The 17974-nt window shown below is 46.5% G+C and carries 15 protein-coding genes; 14 read left to right on the forward strand and 1 reads right to left on the reverse strand.

From position 1 onward, the window contains the following. Positions 1-14: 14 nt before the first annotated feature. Complete coding sequence (locus TM_RS01415) at positions 15-1070, forward strand: GntR family transcriptional regulator (RefSeq protein WP_081625172.1); 1056 nt, start codon at positions 15-17, stop codon at positions 1068-1070. A gap of 18 nt (positions 1071-1088) precedes the next feature. Here TM_RS01415 and araA read toward each other — a convergent pair whose 3' ends face one another. Continuing rightward, complete coding sequence (araA, locus tag TM_RS01420; protein WP_004082981.1) at positions 1089-2579, reverse strand: L-arabinose isomerase; 1491 nt, start codon at positions 2577-2579, stop codon at positions 1089-1091. A gap of 192 nt (positions 2580-2771) precedes the next feature. On the opposite strand from araA, the gene TM_RS09750 reads away from it, so the two are divergent. From TM_RS09750 to TM_RS01480, 13 genes are all read left to right on the forward strand, one after another. Then, entirely contained in the window at positions 2772-3050 is a 279-nt protein-coding gene (locus tag TM_RS09750) for an extracellular solute-binding protein (RefSeq protein ID WP_280097295.1), read from the forward strand. 13 nt (positions 3051-3063) lie between these two features. Next, entirely contained in the window at positions 3064-4083 is a 1020-nt protein-coding gene (locus tag TM_RS01425) for an extracellular solute-binding protein (RefSeq protein ID WP_280097296.1), read from the forward strand. 62 nt (positions 4084-4145) lie between these two features. After that, positions 4146-5003, forward strand: a complete 858-nt coding sequence (locus TM_RS01430) for a carbohydrate ABC transporter permease (protein ID WP_228378910.1) — start codon at positions 4146-4148, stop codon at positions 5001-5003. Next, positions 5003-5845, forward strand: a complete 843-nt coding sequence (locus tag TM_RS01435; protein WP_164924971.1) for a carbohydrate ABC transporter permease — start codon at positions 5003-5005, stop codon at positions 5843-5845. Before TM_RS01430 ends, TM_RS01435 begins: the two co-directional genes overlap by 1 nt. A 188-nt stretch (positions 5846-6033) precedes the next feature. Beyond that, positions 6034-7896: a glycoside hydrolase family 127 protein gene (locus TM_RS01440; protein WP_004082989.1), complete on the forward strand. Its 1863-nt coding sequence runs from the start codon at positions 6034-6036 to the stop codon at positions 7894-7896. A 21-nt stretch (positions 7897-7917) separates the two neighbouring features. After that, positions 7918-9372, forward strand: coding sequence for an alpha-N-arabinofuranosidase (locus tag TM_RS01445; RefSeq protein WP_004082990.1), 1455 nt, complete (start codon positions 7918-7920; stop codon positions 9370-9372). Positions 9373-9400: 28 nt separating this feature from the next. Beyond that, on the forward strand, positions 9401-10471 hold the full coding sequence (locus tag TM_RS01450; protein ID WP_004082991.1) for an aldose epimerase family protein: 1071 nt from the start codon (positions 9401-9403) through the stop codon (positions 10469-10471). Between the two features lie 76 nt (positions 10472-10547). Continuing rightward, a complete protein-coding gene (locus TM_RS01455) occupies positions 10548-11186 on the forward strand; it encodes an L-ribulose-5-phosphate 4-epimerase (protein WP_004082992.1) in 639 nt (212 codons plus the stop codon). An 11-nt stretch (positions 11187-11197) separates the two neighbouring features. Then, complete coding sequence (locus tag TM_RS01460; protein ID WP_004082994.1) at positions 11198-12718, forward strand: FGGY-family carbohydrate kinase; 1521 nt, start codon at positions 11198-11200, stop codon at positions 12716-12718. A gap of 3 nt (positions 12719-12721) precedes the next feature. Next, the gene (locus TM_RS01465) at positions 12722-13933 is read left to right on the forward strand and encodes a sn-glycerol-1-phosphate dehydrogenase (RefSeq protein ID WP_004082995.1); all 1212 of its coding nucleotides are present in this window, start codon (positions 12722-12724) and stop codon (positions 13931-13933) included. 67 nt (positions 13934-14000) lie between these two features. After that, a complete protein-coding gene (locus tag TM_RS01470; RefSeq protein WP_004082997.1) occupies positions 14001-14453 on the forward strand; it encodes a PadR family transcriptional regulator in 453 nt (150 codons plus the stop codon). Beyond that, complete coding sequence (locus TM_RS01475) at positions 14450-16183, forward strand: ABC transporter ATP-binding protein (protein WP_004083000.1); 1734 nt, start codon at positions 14450-14452, stop codon at positions 16181-16183. The genes TM_RS01470 and TM_RS01475 overlap by 4 nt, the downstream gene beginning before the upstream one ends. Next, the gene (locus TM_RS01480; protein ID WP_004083002.1) at positions 16176-17972 is read left to right on the forward strand and encodes an ABC transporter ATP-binding protein; all 1797 of its coding nucleotides are present in this window, start codon (positions 16176-16178) and stop codon (positions 17970-17972) included. Before TM_RS01475 ends, TM_RS01480 begins: the two co-directional genes overlap by 8 nt. Positions 17973-17974 lie beyond the last annotated feature (2 nt).

A 17974-nucleotide genomic window follows, 5' to 3' on the forward strand; every position in this document is an offset into this window, starting at 1 on the left:
AGAGGTGATTTGCAATCCTTCCAAAATACAGAATAATTGAAAAATTTTTGATCGATGAAATAAAATCTGGAAAGTACAAACACGGAGACAAACTCCCCACCGAGAAAGAGTTAATGGAAAGATTCAACGCCAGTCGGGAAACGGTGAGAAAGGCCCTTGAAAGACTGGTAGTTAAAAACCTGGTCATCAGAAAGCCAGGACTTGGAACGTTTGTGAACATAGAAAAGAAAAACAAGGTCGTTGGCATTCTTGTCCAGCAGATCACAAGTTACATATTTCCATATATAGCACTCGGCGCCGAAGAGGTTCTGTTCGCAAACGGGTACAAGATGCTTCTTGGAAATGCTTCTGAGGACCCCCACAAGGAGAGACAGATCATAAACGAATGGCTGGAAGTTGGTGTGGATGGCCTGATAATAGACCCTGTCTACAGTGCCACCAAACGTTCCAACAGAGATTTGATAGAAGACATGGCAAAAAAAGGCACGAAGGTAGTTCTGGTACACACCAACTGGGACATAGAAGGTGTGGGAAGTGTTGTTCTCGACGACTGGTACGGAGGAGAAAAAGCAGCGGAAATATTTTATCAGTATGGACACAGGAATGTGGCTGTATTGTATAAAACGATACACCTTCCCAGTGTTGTGAGAGCCCAGGCTTTTCTGAAACGAGGAAGAGAACTCGGTTTCGAGAAAGTCCACGAGAAATCTTTTCATGTTTCGGAGTTCACCGGTATTGTTATGCAGAGTGCTTTTGAGCTTCTATCTTTACCGAAGGATCAGCGTCCAACTGCGGTTTTCTGCTACAATGATGCAACGGCTCTTCAGTTTTTCCTTGCAGCAAAGAGAATGGGTCTGAAGATACCAGAGGACGTTTCAGTTATAGGTTTCGACGATGCTCCCATAGGTGATTTCAGAGAGATTCTGACCACCTTTGAACATCCCAAGGAAGAAGTTGGAAAGAAAGCAGTCGAGATCCTTTTGAAGATGATCGATGGAGAAAAACCTGAGAAATATGTTTTCAAACCAAAACTCATTATGAGAGAGTCGGTGACGTATCCAAAAAAATGAGGGGCTTTCGCCCCTCTTTCATCTTTTCAAAAGCCCCCAGTAGAGTTCGTTCCATCTCAGTTCTTTTTTGAAGTCCTCGAGATCCAAATTCTCATCGATGACGACGTATTCGATTTCCAATGCCTCCGCCCAGTCGATGAGGTATTCTACGTCAATGGCTGTTGAGAAGGCAGTGTGGTGTGATCCTCCAGCGAGTATCCATGCAGTAGTTGCCCTCTTGAAATCAGGCAGCGGTTTCCAGAGGACCCTGGCTGTCGGGAGTTTTGGCATCTTCCTCTCTATGGGAACGGATAAAACCTTGTTCACAACGAGTCTGAACCTGTTGCCCATATCAACGATCGATGCGTTAACGGCTGGTCCTTCCTGACCATCGAAGACAAGACGGGCAGGATCTGCTTTCCCGCCGATGCTGAGAGGGTGAACCTCTATTCGTGGTTTTTCCTTTGCTATCGTTGGACATACCTCGAGCATGTGAGCCCCTAAAACGAGTTCATTTCCGGGAGTGAGGTGGTAAGTGTAGTCTTCCATAAAAGAAGTTCCGCCGGGAAGACTCGTTCCCATTACCTTGATAGCTCTAACCAATCCCGCTGCTTTCCAGTCACCTTCTGCACCAAAACCGTATCCTTCCTCCATGAGTCTCTGGACCGCGAGCCCGGGAAGCTGTGGAAGATCGTGCAGGTCCTCGAACGTGGTGGTGAAACCAACAGCGTTCTTTTCTTTCAAAAATTCTCTCAGAGCAATTTCTATTTTCGCCTGCTCTCTTATTGCTTTGAGACTGTATTCATCCTCTGGCATGATGTATTTTTCTCTGTATTCTTTGAGAAGTTCCTCTACTTCGCGCTCTGGAACGGCTTTCACTCTCTCTGCAAGTTCTCCAACTCCCCAAGTGTTTATGGACCAGCCGAGTTTTATCTGTGCTTCTACTTTGTCGCCTTCGGTGCTGGCGACTTCTCTCATGTTGTCACCGAACCTGACTATCTGTCCCATTCTTCCATCCTGTATCGCACAGGCCACTCTCATCCACTTTGCGATCTTTTCTCTGACTTCTTTCTCTTCCCAGTGTCCCACCACAACTTTCCTTGGAAGTCTCATCCTTGCATGTATGAACCCATGCTCTCTGTCTCCGTGTGCGGACTGGTTCAGGTTCATGTAATCCATATCGATCGTATCCCATGGAATCTCTCTGTTGTACTGCGTGTGAAGGTGAAGCAGGGGTTTTTTGTTTATGGAGAGTCCCCGTATCCACATCTTCGATGGGGAAAAAGTGTGCATCCAGACGATAACCCCTGCGCATTTGGGGTCTGCGTTTGCCTTCTCAAAGATTTCCGTGATTTCAGAAGAACTCTTCAAAACCGGCTTTAAAACGATCTTTGAAGGGAAGATGGGGTCATCGTTCAGTGAATCCACGATCTTACTTGCCTGTTGCTCCACCTTTTTCAGGGTTTCCAGACCGTAAAGATACTGACTTCCAACGAGAAACCAGAACTCGTACTGCTTGAGATCTATCATTCTCCGACCTCCTTTCTCATGGTTTCATCCTTTTAGTATAACATAAAAGTACGTACCATTATACGTATCATGTCCGTTTCTGCGGAGATTTATGTTAACTAATTGACTATAAGATAATTCTTTGTTGACAGATATGATATACTACCATCGGTACGTACCGTTATCCACTATTTTTAGGCAGGGGGGATTTGTATGAAGAGATTTTTACTGTTGATCTTTCTCATCATCACCTCGTTGATCTTCTCGGTTAAAATCTCCGTTCTCTGTTCTCCAGACAACGCGGACGCCCTGAAGTGGCTTGCCCAGGAGTTCATGAAACAGAATCCCGACATTCAGGTTGAAATCGTACCTCTTTCGTGGGAAGTACTTTATCCGAAGCTGCTGCAGGATCTCAGATCTCAGGCTGGATCGTTCGACGCTTTCACTTACGATGTGATGACCACTGGAGCCGTCTCTTTCCGGACTGGTTGACCTTGGAGAGTTCATGAAACAACATCCAGAACTTGTTCCAGAAGATTACGATTTGAACGATTTTATCCCACAGGTTCTGGAAGAATCTGGAAAGTGGAAGGGAAAACTCATCGGGCTTCCGTTCTACAACAACACAATGCTCTTCTATTACAGAAAAGATCTCTTTGAAGATCCAAAGATAAAACAAGCGTTCAAAGAAAAATACGGTAGAGAACTCACCCTCCCGACCACCTGGGAAGAAGTTGTAGAAATAGCGGAATTCTTCACCAAAAAATACAACAAGAGCTCTCCAACAGACTACGGAATCGCCCTCATGTTCCCGAGAACCCACACACTCTTCTACATGTATCTGCTGTTTTTCGGTGAGTACAGGAACGCACCACTCGGTATCATGAGGCACGGAACCGCGGATCTTGAATTCGGTGAATACTTCACAGCGGATCACAAACCTGCCTTCAACAGTGAAGAGGGATTGAAAGCGCTCGAAATGATGAAAAAACTCATGCCTTACAGTCCAGATCCGCTCGGCTCTGATTACGGTGAAACGATCGAGTACTTCAACCAGGGACTCGTTGCTATGGTACCTCAATGGACGGGACCGTATCTGATCTTCAAGAGCACCCTCGGTGAAGATAAAGTCGGGATCATTCCCATGCCGGGTCGATCCGTGAGTGGTCAATGGGCACTCGGCATCAACAAATTTATACCTGAGGAAAAGAAACTCGCTGCGTTCAAATTCATCATTTTCGCCACCAGCAAATGGGCTGACAAGAACAAGTTCCTGAGATTCGCCGTCGCTCCTGCCAGAATCTCAACACTCCAGGATCCCGAGGTGAGGGCCGCTGATCCGAGAGTTCCCGCCCTCGAGGTAACGTACGTTTCTCAGACCCACAGGCCAAGGATTCCAGAGGAACCAAGACTCGAAGACATCACCGTTGAGACCTTCTCCAAGATCCTCTCTGGAGAACTCCCGCTCTCCATGGAAACGCTGAACGATCTCGCAAAGAAATGGGAAGAGATTCTTGGAAAATAAGGAGGTGAAGAGGGGGCGCTCTGCCCCCTTTTGCCATGAGAAAAAGAATTGTTCCCTGGTTGATGGTCCTTCCCGTTCTCGCTCTTTTCCTTGCAATGACGATCTATCCCTTTGGTTTCATGATCTGGGCTTCTTTCAGAGATTACGATCTTTCAAAGAGTGCGGAGACTCACTTCATTGGTCTTTCGAATTACTTCCAGATTTTCAGAGATTCAACCGCTATCGAATCCATGAAATTCACCGCAAAGCTCCTCTCGATAGCAGTTCCCGTAGAACTTGTTCTCGGTGTTCTCATCGCTTTTCTGATAAGGGGCGTCAAGGGAGAAAAGATAATCAGGTCTTCTCTCCTTATTCCCATGATGATTCCACCGGCAGTTTCCGGGGTTGCCTGGAAGATGTTGTACAACTTTGCCTTTGGACCGGTGAACTGGTTTTTGTCACTCTTCGGTGTTCCCAAAATTTCGTGGCTTGGAGATCCATTCTATGCACAACTGGGGATCATTATCATAGACGTCTGGCAGTGGACTCCTTTCATTTTTCTCATGATATACGCAGGTCTTCAGTCGATACCTCAGGATCTCATCGACGCAGCCCGAGTGGATGGAGCCGATTGGGGAAGAGTCTTTTTGCACGTGGAGTTTCCTCTTCTAAGACCTTTGATTCTGGTTGCTCTTGTTCTAAGAATCATAGACTGTCTGAAGACCTTCGATATTGTCTTCATGACAACCTGGGGTGGCCCAGGATCTGCGACCCACACCTACAGTTTCTACATCTACAAGGTAGGTATTTCTTTTGGATGGAACATCGGTTACGCCTCTGCGTTGAGTGTTCTGCTATTGATTGTGGCGATAGTCCTCGTGAATGTAGTGTTCAGGCTTGTGAGAATGAGACAACAACTGGGGTTTGGGGGTGAGGAGTGATGAAAAAAATCCTGACGATTGTGAGATACATCCTGATCGCCATTTGTCTGATATTTTTCCTTTTTCCCGTTTACTGGCTCGTGATCACGGCCTTTAAGCCTTCAGACGAGTGGTTCACCATGCCTCCTAGATTCTTTCCAACAAAGCCCACGCTTGCTAATTTCTTTGGAGCAAAAGAGACAGAAGTTTTCGGTGGAACAACCGGTTCTATTGAGAACATCTTTCCGTACTTGAGAAACAGTATCGTGGTTGGTGTATCTGTAGCACTTATAGGAACGGTAATCAGTGCCCTCGCTGCCTATGCTATAGCCCGCTACAGGGTAGGAGGTCCATTCCTGGCGGAGTGGATCATCTCCATCAGAATGCTCCCACCTATTGTGTCAGCCGTTCCCCTGTACGTGATATTCACAAAACTGAGACTCATCAACACCTGGTGGGCTCTCATTCTGTCACATCTTGTCATAGTTGTGCCTCTCGGGGTCTGGCTTCTTATCAGCTTTTTCAGAGAGATTCCAAGAGAGATAGATGAAGCGGCCTATGTAGATGGAGCTACTCCCTTTCAAGCGTTCTTCTATGTGGTTCTTCCGCTCAGTGCTCCAGGACTCGCAGCGGTTGCAGTGCTTTCTCTCATTCAAAGCTGGGGAGAGTTCCTTCTGGCCCTTGTTTTAACGAACGATGCACGTGCTCAAACGCTACCCATTTTCCTTGGAAGATACATCACTGGCTGGAGGGTTGCCTGGGGACCTCTTTCGGCTGCAGGAATCGTCACAATGCTTCCCGTTGTGGTCTTTGCTCTTGTTGCCCAGAGGTATCTAATCAGAGGCCTCACTTCGGAGCGGTGAAAGGATAGTTTGTGAAAAAATGAGAAACCATAAGAAAAGAGCTTTTAAACGGAAATATTTGTATCTATTAAGGTATAACATGCAATATTTGTCCAGAAATATACTTGATTTAACAAAAATGGACAATGTAGAATTTGCGTAAAGAATAATGTACGTACCTAAATGTATGAAAAGGAGGAATATCGTTTATGTCCAAAATCGTAGAAGTTTCCAAAAGTCCCTACGCAAAGCTCAAAACGATACCTGTTGGTTCTGTGAGGGTAAATGGATTCATGGGTAAATATTTTGAAACTCTCGTCAACGTAACCCTTCCCACACAGTACGATCTTTTGGAGAACACAGGAAGACTCGACAACTTCAGAATCGCCGCTGGCAAGATGGAAGGATCTTACAAAACTCTCTTTCCCTTCGACGACACAGACGTGTACAAATGGGCTGAGACAGTGTCCTTCGCCTTGGCGAACAGGAAACTGCCGGAGCTGGAGAAGATCCTCGACAGCGTGATAGAAGAGGTGAAAGCTGCTCAGGATGAAGACGGTTACCTTGGAACCTATCTTTCTGGAGATAGAAAAAAAGAGCGATGGACGAACCTTGCATGGAATCATGAATTGTACAACGCAGGTCATTTGATTCAGGCGGCCGTTGCACACAGAAGAGTGACAGGGAAGAATACACTCTTCGAGGTGGCAAAAAGATTCGCAGATCACATCTACAACACCTTCGGCCCTGAGAAGAAAGAGGGAGCACCGGGGCATCCTGAAGTGGAAATGGCACTTGTAGAGCTCTACAGAGAAACAGGAGACAGAAAATATTTGGACCTTGCAAGGTACTTCATTTACGCACGTGGAAAAGGGCTTGCCAGCGTCCCAAGAAATCCTGGACCAGAGTACTTCATCGATCACAAACCTTTTGTGGAGCTAGAAGAGATCACAGGCCATGCGGTGAGAGCTCTGTATCTCTGCTCTGGTGCTACCGATCTTTATCTTGAAACAGGTGATGAAAAGATCTGGCAGGCCCTCAACAGACTCTGGGAGAATTTTGTGACGAAGAAGATGTACATCACAGGAGGGGCGGGTTCCAGACACGACTGGGAATCCTTCGGAGAAGAGTACGAGCTTCCAAACAGAAGATCTTACGCCGAGTCCTGTGCCTCGATAGCGAACTTCATGTGGAACTTCAGGATGCTTCTTGCAACGGGCGATGGGAAATTTGCAGATGTGATGGAACAGGTACTGTACAACGGACTTCTCTCCGGTATATCCCTCGATGGGAAGCACTATTTCTACTTCAACCCGCTGGAGGACTACGGGAGAACAAGAAGACAGAAATGGTTCGACTGTGCGTGCTGCCCACCGAATCTTGCCAGGTTCATAGTGTCTTTTCCGGGATACATGTACACCACATCGGACGACGGTGTTCAGGTTCATCTGTACGAAAAAAGTACAGCCAGGCTTGATTTCAAAGGTTCGGTTGTGGAGATAGAGCAGGAAACAGACTATCCATGGAGCGGCGAAGTAGCTTTCACGATTAAAACAGACATTGAAGAGCCATTCTCCATTTATCTCAGGCTTCCTTCCTGGGCAGATGATTTTGTTCTCAGGGTGGACGGAAAAGCGGTGATAGCAAAGCCACAGAACGGCTATGTGAAATTGAGCCAGAGCTGGAAAGGAAAACACACAGTGGAACTTTCACTTCCCATGAAAGCGGTGTTTATCGAGGCACACCCATTTGTGAGAGACGACCTTGGAAAAGCTGCAGTGAAAAGAGGTCCAGTCGTCTACTGTATAGAACAAGCAGATAACCCGGATTTCCATGTTTGGACACTGGTGTTGAACTCAGAAAGCCTGAAGGAAGAAAAAGGAAAGATACTGGACAGGGAGGCTGTTTTCCTCAAAGGAACTGGAAGAGCACTGGACATCTCTGAATGGGAGGGGAAACTGTACAGAAAGCTGTCTGAGGTTAGGGAAAAAACGGTAGAGTTCACTCTCATTCCCTACCATATGTGGGCCAACAGAGAACCGGGTGCAATGGCGGTGTGGTTGAAGAGATAAGAGATGAGGAGGGAAAAGAGTATGTCCTACAGGATAGTGGTGGATCCAAAAGAAGTTGTCAAGCCGATTAGCAGACACATCTACGGTCATTTCACGGAACATCTGGGAAGGTGTATCTACGGCGGAATTTATGAAGAAGGTTCTCCGCTCTCCGATGAAAGGGGTTTCAGAAAGGACGTTCTGGAGGCTGTAAAGAGGATAAAAGTTCCGAACTTGAGATGGCCCGGTGGAAACTTCGTGTCGAACTACCACTGGGAAGACGGAATAGGTCCCAAAGATCAGAGGCCTGTTAGGTTCGATCTCGCCTGGCAACAGGAAGAGACGAATAGATTTGGAACGGACGAATTCATTGAGTACTGTCGTGAGATAGGAGCAGAACCTTACATCAGTATAAACATGGGAACTGGAACACTCGACGAAGCTCTCCACTGGCTTGAATACTGCAATGGAAAGGGTAATACCTACTACGCTCAACTCAGAAGAAAGTACGGTCATCCAGAACCTTACAACGTAAAGTTCTGGGGAATAGGCAACGAGATGTACGGGGAATGGCAGGTAGGCCACATGACGGCGGACGAATACGCAAGAGCCGCCAAAGAATACACGAAATGGATGAAGGTTTTCGACCCTACAATTAAAGCGATCGCCGTGGGCTGTGACGACCCCATATGGAATCTCAGGGTTCTTCAAGAAGCAGGTGATGTGATTGACTTCATATCCTACCATTTCTACACAGGGTCCGACGATTACTACGAAACGGTCTCTACGGTTTACCTTCTCAAAGAAAGACTCATCGGAGTGAAAAAGCTCATTGATATGGTGGATACTGCTAGAAAGAGAGGTGTCAAAATCGCCCTTGATGAATGGAACGTATGGTACAGAGTGTCCGATAACAAGCTCGAAGAACCTTACGATCTCAAAGATGGTATCTTTGCATGTGGAGTGCTTGTACTTCTTCAAAAGATGAGCGACATAGTCCCACTTGCCAATCTCGCACAGCTTGTAAACGCCCTTGGAGCTATACACACCGAGAAAGACGGTCTCATTCTCACACCCGTTTACAAGGCTTTTGAACTCATCGTGAATCATTCCGGAGAAAAGCTTGTCAAGACCCATGTTGAATCGGAGACTTACAACATAGAAGGAGTCATGTTCATCAACAAAATGCCTTTCTCTGTCGAGAACGCACCGTTCCTTGATGCCGCCGCTTCCATCTCAGAAGATGGCAAGAAACTTTTCATCGCTGTTGTAAACTACAGGAAAGAAGACGCTTTGAAGGTTCCAATCAGAGTGGAAGGTCTGGGACAGAAAAAAGCCACCGTTTATACACTCACAGGTCCGGACGTGAACGCGAGAAACACCATGGAAAATCCGAACGTCGTTGATATTACCTCCGAAACCATCACCGTTGACACCGAATTTGAACACACGTTTAAACCATTCTCTTGCAGTGTGATTGAGGTAGAATTGGAGTAAGAAAAACTGTTGCCAGGAGGAGAAAGAAATGGAATATCTGATGAGCCACATTGAAAAGGAGTTCTTCGGAGCAACTTCTGAGGGAATACCTGTATATCAGTACACACTCATAAACAAAAATGGAATGATGGCAAAAATCATCACTTATGGTGCGATAGTTAGAGAGTTGTGGGTGCCAGACAGTTCTGGCACCCTTTCTGATGTTGTTTTGGGATTTGACACGCTCCAGGAGTACGAAGCAAAGAACTCGAACTTCTTCTTCGGAGCGATAGTGGGAAGATACGCGAACAGAATAGCCGGTGGAAGATTCGAGATCGACGGAGTCACCTATCAGCTTGCCCTGAACGATGGAGATCGCCCAAACGCGCTCCACGGTGGTGTGAAGGGATTCTACACCAGGGTCTTCAAAGCCGTCCCCATGAAAACACCCACTGGACCTTTCCTTGTTCTGAAGTATTTGAGCCACGATGGCGAAGAAGGCTATCCTGGCAATCTGGATCTCACAGTTATCTACACTCTCACAAACGAAAACGAGCTGAAGGTAGAGTATCGTGCCACAACGGATAAACCCACCGTTGTGAACCTCACACAACATTCCTACTTCAATCTCTCCGGCGAGGGAACAATCCTCGATCATGAACTCAAGATAAACGCAGACAGTTACACCCCCGTTGATGATAACCTCATACCAACAGGAGAGATTGCACCGGTTGAAGGCACACCGTTCGATTTGAGATCTTTCAAAGTTCTGAGAGACGCCATCGAACCGTTGAAAAGCACTACAACAAAAGGTTTCGATATAAACTACGTTTTAAACGGTGAAGATGGAAAGCTGAAGCTTGCAGCTGTTCTAAGAGACAAGAGATCTCGTCGAAGGATGGAGGTCTACACAACAGAGCCGGGTCTTCAACTCTACACGGGAAACTTCCTCGATGTGAAGGGAAAATGCGGTACATACTACGGACCGTACTCAGGTTTGTGTCTTGAAGCACAGCACTTCCCCGATTCTCCAAATCATGCAAACTTTCCAAGCACCATCTTGAGACCAGGTGAGGAGTACAGACAGGTTACTGTTTATAGATTTTCTGTTGAAGTTTGAAAACAAAAACGGAACTGTGATACCTTGTTGTGTGGATAATTTTGACTGTACGTTTACCCATAAAGGAGGTAAAAGCATGTACGAAAAAGAAAGGAAAGAGCTATACAATGCCCATCTTCTGTTGGAAAAATACGGTCTTGTCGCTTACACAAGCGGTAACGTGAGTGTGAGAATCGGTGATCATGTTCTGATAAAGCCCTCCGGTGTTCCATACACCGAGCTGAAACCAGAGGACTTCGTCGTGGTGGACCTTGAAGGAAACGTGATCGAGGGAGAGAAGAAACCCTCCGTCGATACAGCTACACATCTGTATCTCTACAAACACCTCGACTGGGCAAAATCCGTGATTCACACTCATTCAACATTCGCCATGGTGTGGGCAATTCTCGAAAAATCAATCCCCGTTCTTTGCACGGCACATGCGGATGTTTTCGGAGAGGAGATTCCTCTTACAGAATACGCTCCTGTAGGATCCGAGGCGATTGGAAAAGCTGTCGTGAAAGTGATTGGAAAATCCGGTGCTGTTCTTCTCAGAAAACACGGTGTTATGATCGTGGGGACCTCTGTGGACGATGCAGTGAAAAAGGCGATTTTCCTTGAGGAGGTAGCAAAGGCAGCGTACTTTGCGACACTTGCAGGAAAACCCACACCATTGCCACCTGACGAGGTGGATCATCTCTACAATCAGTACCACACCAAGTACGGTCAGAAGTGAGGAGGGGGAACATGTACCTCATCGGAAGTGATATAGGAACTCAGGGGACGAAATCCGTCATTGTGAACGAAAAAGGAGAAGTACTCGCTGAGGCTTTCAGAGAGTACGAAGTCATAACTCCAAAACCAAACTGGGCAGAACAGTGGCCTGATGTCTGGGTTAAAGCAGTCTTTGAAACTGTAAAAGAAGTGGTGGAGAAATCTGGGGTATCGAAGAAAGAAATAGCTGGGATTGCCATTAGCGGGCTCTACGGTGGATCGGGCATTCCAGTTGACAGGAACATGCAACCCCTCAGACCCTGCCTCATCTGGATGGACAGAAGAGCGGTGAAAGAGACGGAGTGGGTGAAACAGAACGTTCCCAAGGAAAAGCTCTTCGAAATCACAGGAAATTACGTGGATTCGTACTTTGGCTTTACGAAAATCATGTGGATCAGAAACAACGAACCAGAGATCTGGGAAAAGATCTACAAGTTCATCACTCCTAAGGACTACGTGATCTATCAAATGACGGGAGAAGTTGTCATCGACTATTCCTCTGCTGGAAACCTGGGTGGTGTTTTTGACATCAGAAAGCTCACCTGGTCCAAGGAGATGTGCGATGTTCTCGGAATACCAATTGAGTTTCTCCCCGAGAGAATAGTGAAGTCTTCTGACGTGGTTGGAAGAGTGACGAAAGAAGCTTCAGAATTGTGCGGACTCCTTGAGGGAACACCCGTAGTGGCCGGTGGAATAGACGCTCCAGTTGCCCAGCTTTCTGCCGGTGCACTTGAGGAGGGAGAACACGTTGCGATGGTGGGTACTTCCACCTGCTGGGGAACGGTCCACGACGGTTCGAAACTGGCTTTCGGGCTTGTGAATTATCCTTATGTGGTTTACGACACTGAAAGGATCTACACATTTGGAGGGTCCGCTACAACGGGGGCTCTCGCCAGGTGGTTTAAAGAACAGTTCGGTGAGAGCGAGACAATCGTCGGTGAAAGAACTGGCATCTCACCGTACCAGCTCTTTGACAAGGAGGTAGCAAACATCCCTGCTGGAAGCGAGGGTATCATCGTTCTTCCATACTTCATGGGTGAAAGATCTCCGATATGGGATCCTACCGCAAGGGGTGTGTTCTTTGGGGTCACTCTCTATCACAAGAGAGCACACCTCTACAGGGCACTAATGGAAGGAGGAGCGTATGCCCTGAGACACAACATGGAAGAGGGTTTGAAAGCTGGTTTGAAACTGAACGACGAATGCTGGATCGTCGGTGGCGTTTCCAAGTCTTCTGTGTGGGTTAAAATATTCGCGGATGTTACTGGTTTCAAGATGAGGCAGGTTGCAAGCCTTGTGGAGGCTCCTTACGGAGATGCCTTCCTTGCGGGACTCGGAACAGGCGTTATAGACAAGCCCGAGAGAATAAAAGAGTGGGTGAAATACAGAGATCCCGTGGAGCCAGATCCGGAGAACAAGAAGATCTACGACAGGTACTACGAAATATACAGAGAGCTCTATGAGAGAACAAAAGACCTGATGGCGAGGTTGTGAGGGATGAAGGATATCCTGGGAAAAACCTTCGAGTGCAGTTGCGGGAAAACTCATGAGGTTCCAGATATAGAAATCCTGGAGACATCCATAAGAGAGGCACCGGATGTTTTTTCGGATGCGTTTTTCATAGCAGACCTGAACACCGCTTCCCTGGTGGACTTGCCCGGGAAGCGGTCTTTCGTTTTCAACGAGAGAAGACCCCTTGCAACGATGGAAAACGTTGAAAAAATAGTGAAAGCATCTGGAGATTTCCCAGAGATCGTATCGATTGGATCTGGCAGCCTCACAGACATAGCAAGATACGCGGCATATCTTTCTGGAAAGCGTTTCTCGTGTGTTCCTACAGCGCCTTCTGTGGATGCTTATACTTCCACCGTGGCGCCCATCCTGGTGAACGGTGTGAAAAAGACCTTCATGGCGATTCCCCCCAGGAGAATCCTTTTAGATATCGAGGTGTTGAGAAACGCACCGATGGACCTTTTGAGAGCTGGCGTAGGAGACATCGTTGCCAAGATTCCCGCGAGAATGGACTGGATTCTTTCACATATCGTTACGGGTGAATACATCTGTGACTTCGTCTGGGACGACATGAAAGATCTGTTGAAAGAAATTCTTTTGAAGTCAAAGGACATTCTCAACAGAGAAAGAAGCGCCATCAAAACACTCATAGAGGCCCATCTCGTTTCGGGAATCAACATGGTCATCATGGGAAATTCAAGGCCGGCGTCCGGTGCAGAACACATGGTTTCCCATCTGATAGAGATGTTTCACGAAGAAAAAGAGGAGATGCCTCCTTTCCATGGCCTGACAGTGATGATAGGAGTTTTTGTTTCGATGAAGGCGTACGAGGCACTTGTAGAGAAAAAAGAGATACCTCTAGAAGAGTACTCCATTGAGGAAAGAAGGAAAGAACTTCTTGAGCTCTTCGAAGAAAGAAAAGTAGAAGAATTTTTAAAAACATATGCCGGGAAGAAACTCCCAAAAATCGAAGCAGATATAGTCAGAGAACCAATGGAAAGCATCTATAAGGAATTTTTCCCCCATCTCAAAAGAACTCTTGAGACGATAGATGTGAACTCGATGATCAACAGCTACAGCAAAGACTTTCTGTCAAAAGTTGTACGTCTCGCAAACACCATAAGGGACAGGTTCACCGTCCTGGATGTCTTTGATGAGATGAAGATCCTCAAGAATTTTTCCAAAATAGTGTTTTGAAACATTCCAGGAGTCCGGTATAATTTTTGTTGAAAATCATAACTCTATAGATATATCTGGTGACAGTATGAGAGATACGAAAGGGCATCTGAAATTTCTGGTTCTTCACATAATTTCTCAACAACCCTCTCATGGGTACTACATAATGAAGAAGATCTCCCAGATAATAGGGGCAGAGCCTCCGAGCCCTGGTGCGCTCTACCCGATACTCTCTTCTCTCAGGAAGCAAAAGTACATCGAAACGTACAACGAGGGGAAAAGAAAGGTTTACCGTTTGACTGATAAGGGGAGAAAGTATCTGGAAGAACACAAAGAAGAGATCAAGAAAGCTCTGGATTTTGCAGAGAGATTCAGAGTCTTTTCTGAAATTTGTGGTCTTTCCTTGAGAAATGTAGTGGATGTGATTTTCAAAAACGCGAAAGATCTCACACCGGAACAAAAGAAGAAATTAAAACACGCCACGGAAGACTTTGAAAGGAACGTATACAACATCATCTACGGAGGGAAAAACTCGAAATGAAAACACTCGCCAGATATTTAAAGCCGTACTGGATATTTGCCGTTCTCGCACCGCTTTTCATGGTTGTAGAAGTGATATGTGATCTTTCACAACCCACTCTTTTGGCACGTATTGTCGACGAAGGAATCGCGCGTGGAGACTTTTCTCTGGTTTTGAAAACAGGGATCCTCATGTTGATAGTGGCACTGATAGGTGCGGTGGGAGGAATAGGCTGCACGGTCTTCGCGAGCTATGCCAGTCAGAACTTTGGAGCCGACTTGAGGCGAGATCTCTTCAGAAAAGTTCTGAGTTTTTCTATTTCCAATGTGAACAGATTCCACACTTCATCTTTGATAACGCGTCTCACCAACGACGTCACGCAGCTTCAAAACTTGGTGATGATGCTTCTCAGGATCGTTGTCAGAGCGCCTCTTCTCTTTGTGGGTGGAATAGTCATGGCAGTGTCTATCAACGTGAAGCTTTCTTCCGTTTTGATCTTTTTGATACCTCCCATCGTTCTCCTCTTTGTGTGGCTCACTAAGAAAGGGAATCCTCTTTTTCGAAAGATTCAAGAGAGCACCGACGAGGTCAACAGAGTCGTGAGAGAAAATCTCCTGGGTGTCAGGGTAGTGAGGGCCTTTCGAAGAGAAGAATACGAGAATGAGAACTTTCGGAAAGCAAACGAGTCTCTGAGAAGATCCATCATCAGTGCCTTTTCACTCATTGTTTTCGCACTGCCCCTTTTCATATTCATCGTGAATATGGGGATGATCGCCGTCCTGTGGTTTGGAGGGGTTCTCGTTAGAAACAACCAGATGGAGATAGGAAGCATCATGGCATACACGAATTACCTCATGCAGATCATGTTCTCTCTCATGATGATCGGAAACATTCTCAATTTCATTGTAAGAGCCAGTGCTTCTGCAAAGAGAGTTCTCGAGGTGTTGAACGAAAAACCTGCGATTGAAGAAGCGGACAATGCCTTAGCACTTCCAAATGTGGAGGGGAGCGTTTCCTTCGAAAATGTCGAATTCAGATACTTCGAAAACACCGATCCTGTTCTCAGTGGAGTGAACTTCTCCGTTAAACCAGGATCACTCGTTGCCGTTCTGGGTGAAACAGGGTCCGGAAAGAGCACCCTCATGAACCTCATTCCAAGACTCATCGATCCAGAACGTGGACGTGTGGAAGTCGATGAACTGGATGTTCGGACGGTGAAGCTGAAAGATCTGAGAGGTCACATATCTGCTGTTCCTCAGGAAACCGTGCTGTTTTCGGGAACCATCAAAGAGAACCTGAAATGGGGAAGAGAAGACGCCACAGATGATGAAATCGTGGAGGCGGCGAAGATCGCTCAGATACACGATTTCATAATCAGTCTGCCCGAAGGATACGATTCTCGCGTCGAAAGAGGGGGGAGAAACTTCTCGGGAGGTCAGAAACAGAGACTCTCTATAGCCCGTGCTCTTGTAAAAAAACCAAAGGTACTGATACTCGACGACTGCACGAGTTCAGTGGATCCCATAACTGAGAAAAGAATACTGGATGGGTTGAAGCGATACACGAAGGGATGTACGACCTTCATCATCACTCAGAAGATCCCAACGGCTCTTCTCGCCGATAAGATCCTGGTCCTTCATGAAGGGAAAGTAGCGGGATTTGGCACCCACAAAGAGTTGCTCGAACACTGCAAACCCTATCGAGAGATATATGAATCCCAGTTTGGAAACGGGGTGATGAACGATGCCTGAGATCAGAAGAAGGCCACACGGACCAATTTTAGAAAAACCCGCACTGAAAAATCCCACGGCCACGTTGAGAAGACTCCTCGGTTATCTGAGACCTCACACTTTCACTTTGATCATGGTCTTTGTTTTCGTCACCGTTTCTTCCATACTTGGTGTTCTCTCACCGTATCTCATAGGAAAAACGATCGATGTTGTCTTCGTTCCGAGAAGATTCGATCTTCTTCCCAGATACATGCTGATTCTCGGAACGATTTATGCGCTTACGTCTCTTCTCTTCTGGCTTCAGGGAAAAATCATGTTAACGCTTTCCCAAGATGTTGTTTTTCGTTTGAGAAAGGAGCTTTTCGAGAAACTTCAAAGAGTTCCGGTCGGCTTCTTCGACAGAACACCTCACGGAGACATCATAAGCAGAGTCATAAACGATGTGGACAATATAAACAACGTTCTTGGAAACAGTATCATTCAGTTCTTCTCGGGAATTGTGACACTCGCAGGTGCTGTGATCATGATGTTCAGAGTGAATGTGATCCTTTCACTCGTCACACTCTCAATAGTTCCCTTGACCGTTCTCATCACGCAGATCGTCTCCAGCCAAACCAGAAAATACTTCTACGAAAATCAAAGAGTCCTCGGCCAGCTCAATGGGATCATAGAAGAAGACATCTCCGGCCTCACTGTGATAAAACTCTTCACCCGTGAGGAAAAAGAGATGGAGAAGTTCGACCGGGTGAACGAGAGTCTCAGAAAGGTGGGAACGAAGGCTCAGATCTTTTCAGGTGTTCTCCCCCCTCTGATGAACATGGTCAACAACCTCGGATTTGCCCTGATCAGCGGTTTTGGAGGATGGCTCGCCTTGAAAGACATAATCACGGTGGGTACCATAGCCACTTTCATAGGTTACTCAAGGCAGTTCACAAGACCGTTGAACGAGCTTTCTAACCAGTTCAACATGATCCAGATGGCGCTTGCGAGTGCTGAAAGAATATTTGAGATTCTCGATCTGGAGGAAGAAAAAGACGATCCTGATGCTGTGGAACTGAGAGAAGTCAGAGGAGAAATCGAGTTCAAGAATGTCTGGTTCTCCTACGACAAGAAAAAGCCTGTTCTTAAAGACATAACCTTTCACATAAAACCGGGTCAGAAGGTTGCACTGGTGGGTCCCACAGGGTCCGGAAAGACGACGATCGTGAATCTGTTGATGAGATTCTACGACGTGGACAGAGGGCAGATCCTCGTGGATGGTATAGATATAAGAAAAATAAAGAGGAGTTCTCTGAGATCCAGCATAGGCATCGTCCTTCAGGATACTATTTTGTTTTCCACCACCGTGAAAGAAAACCTCAAATACGGAAATCCTGGCGCTACCGACGAAGAAATAAAAGAAGCAGCGAAACTGACACATTCCGACCACTTCATAAAGCACCTGCCTGAGGGTTACGAAACGGTCCTCACCGACAACGGTGAAGATCTGAGTCAGGGTCAAAGACAGCTTCTTGCCATAACAAGAGCTTTCCTTGCGAATCCAAAGATCCTGATACTGGACGAAGCCACCAGCAACGTTGACACAAAGACGGAGAAAAGCATACAGGCAGCCATGTGGAAACTCATGGAGGGGAAGACCAGCATCATCATAGCTCACAGATTGAACACGATAAAAAACGCAGATCTGATCATCGTTTTAAGAGACGGAGAAATTGTGGAGATGGGAAAACACGATGAGTTGATTCAAAAGCGAGGCTTTTATTACGAGCTCTTCACAAGCCAATACGGTCTCGTTGTAGAAAAAGAATGAGC

The sequence above is a fragment of the Thermotoga maritima MSB8 genome (assembly GCF_000008545.1).
Taxonomy (GTDB): Bacteria; Thermotogota; Thermotogae; order Thermotogales; family Thermotogaceae; genus Thermotoga; species Thermotoga maritima.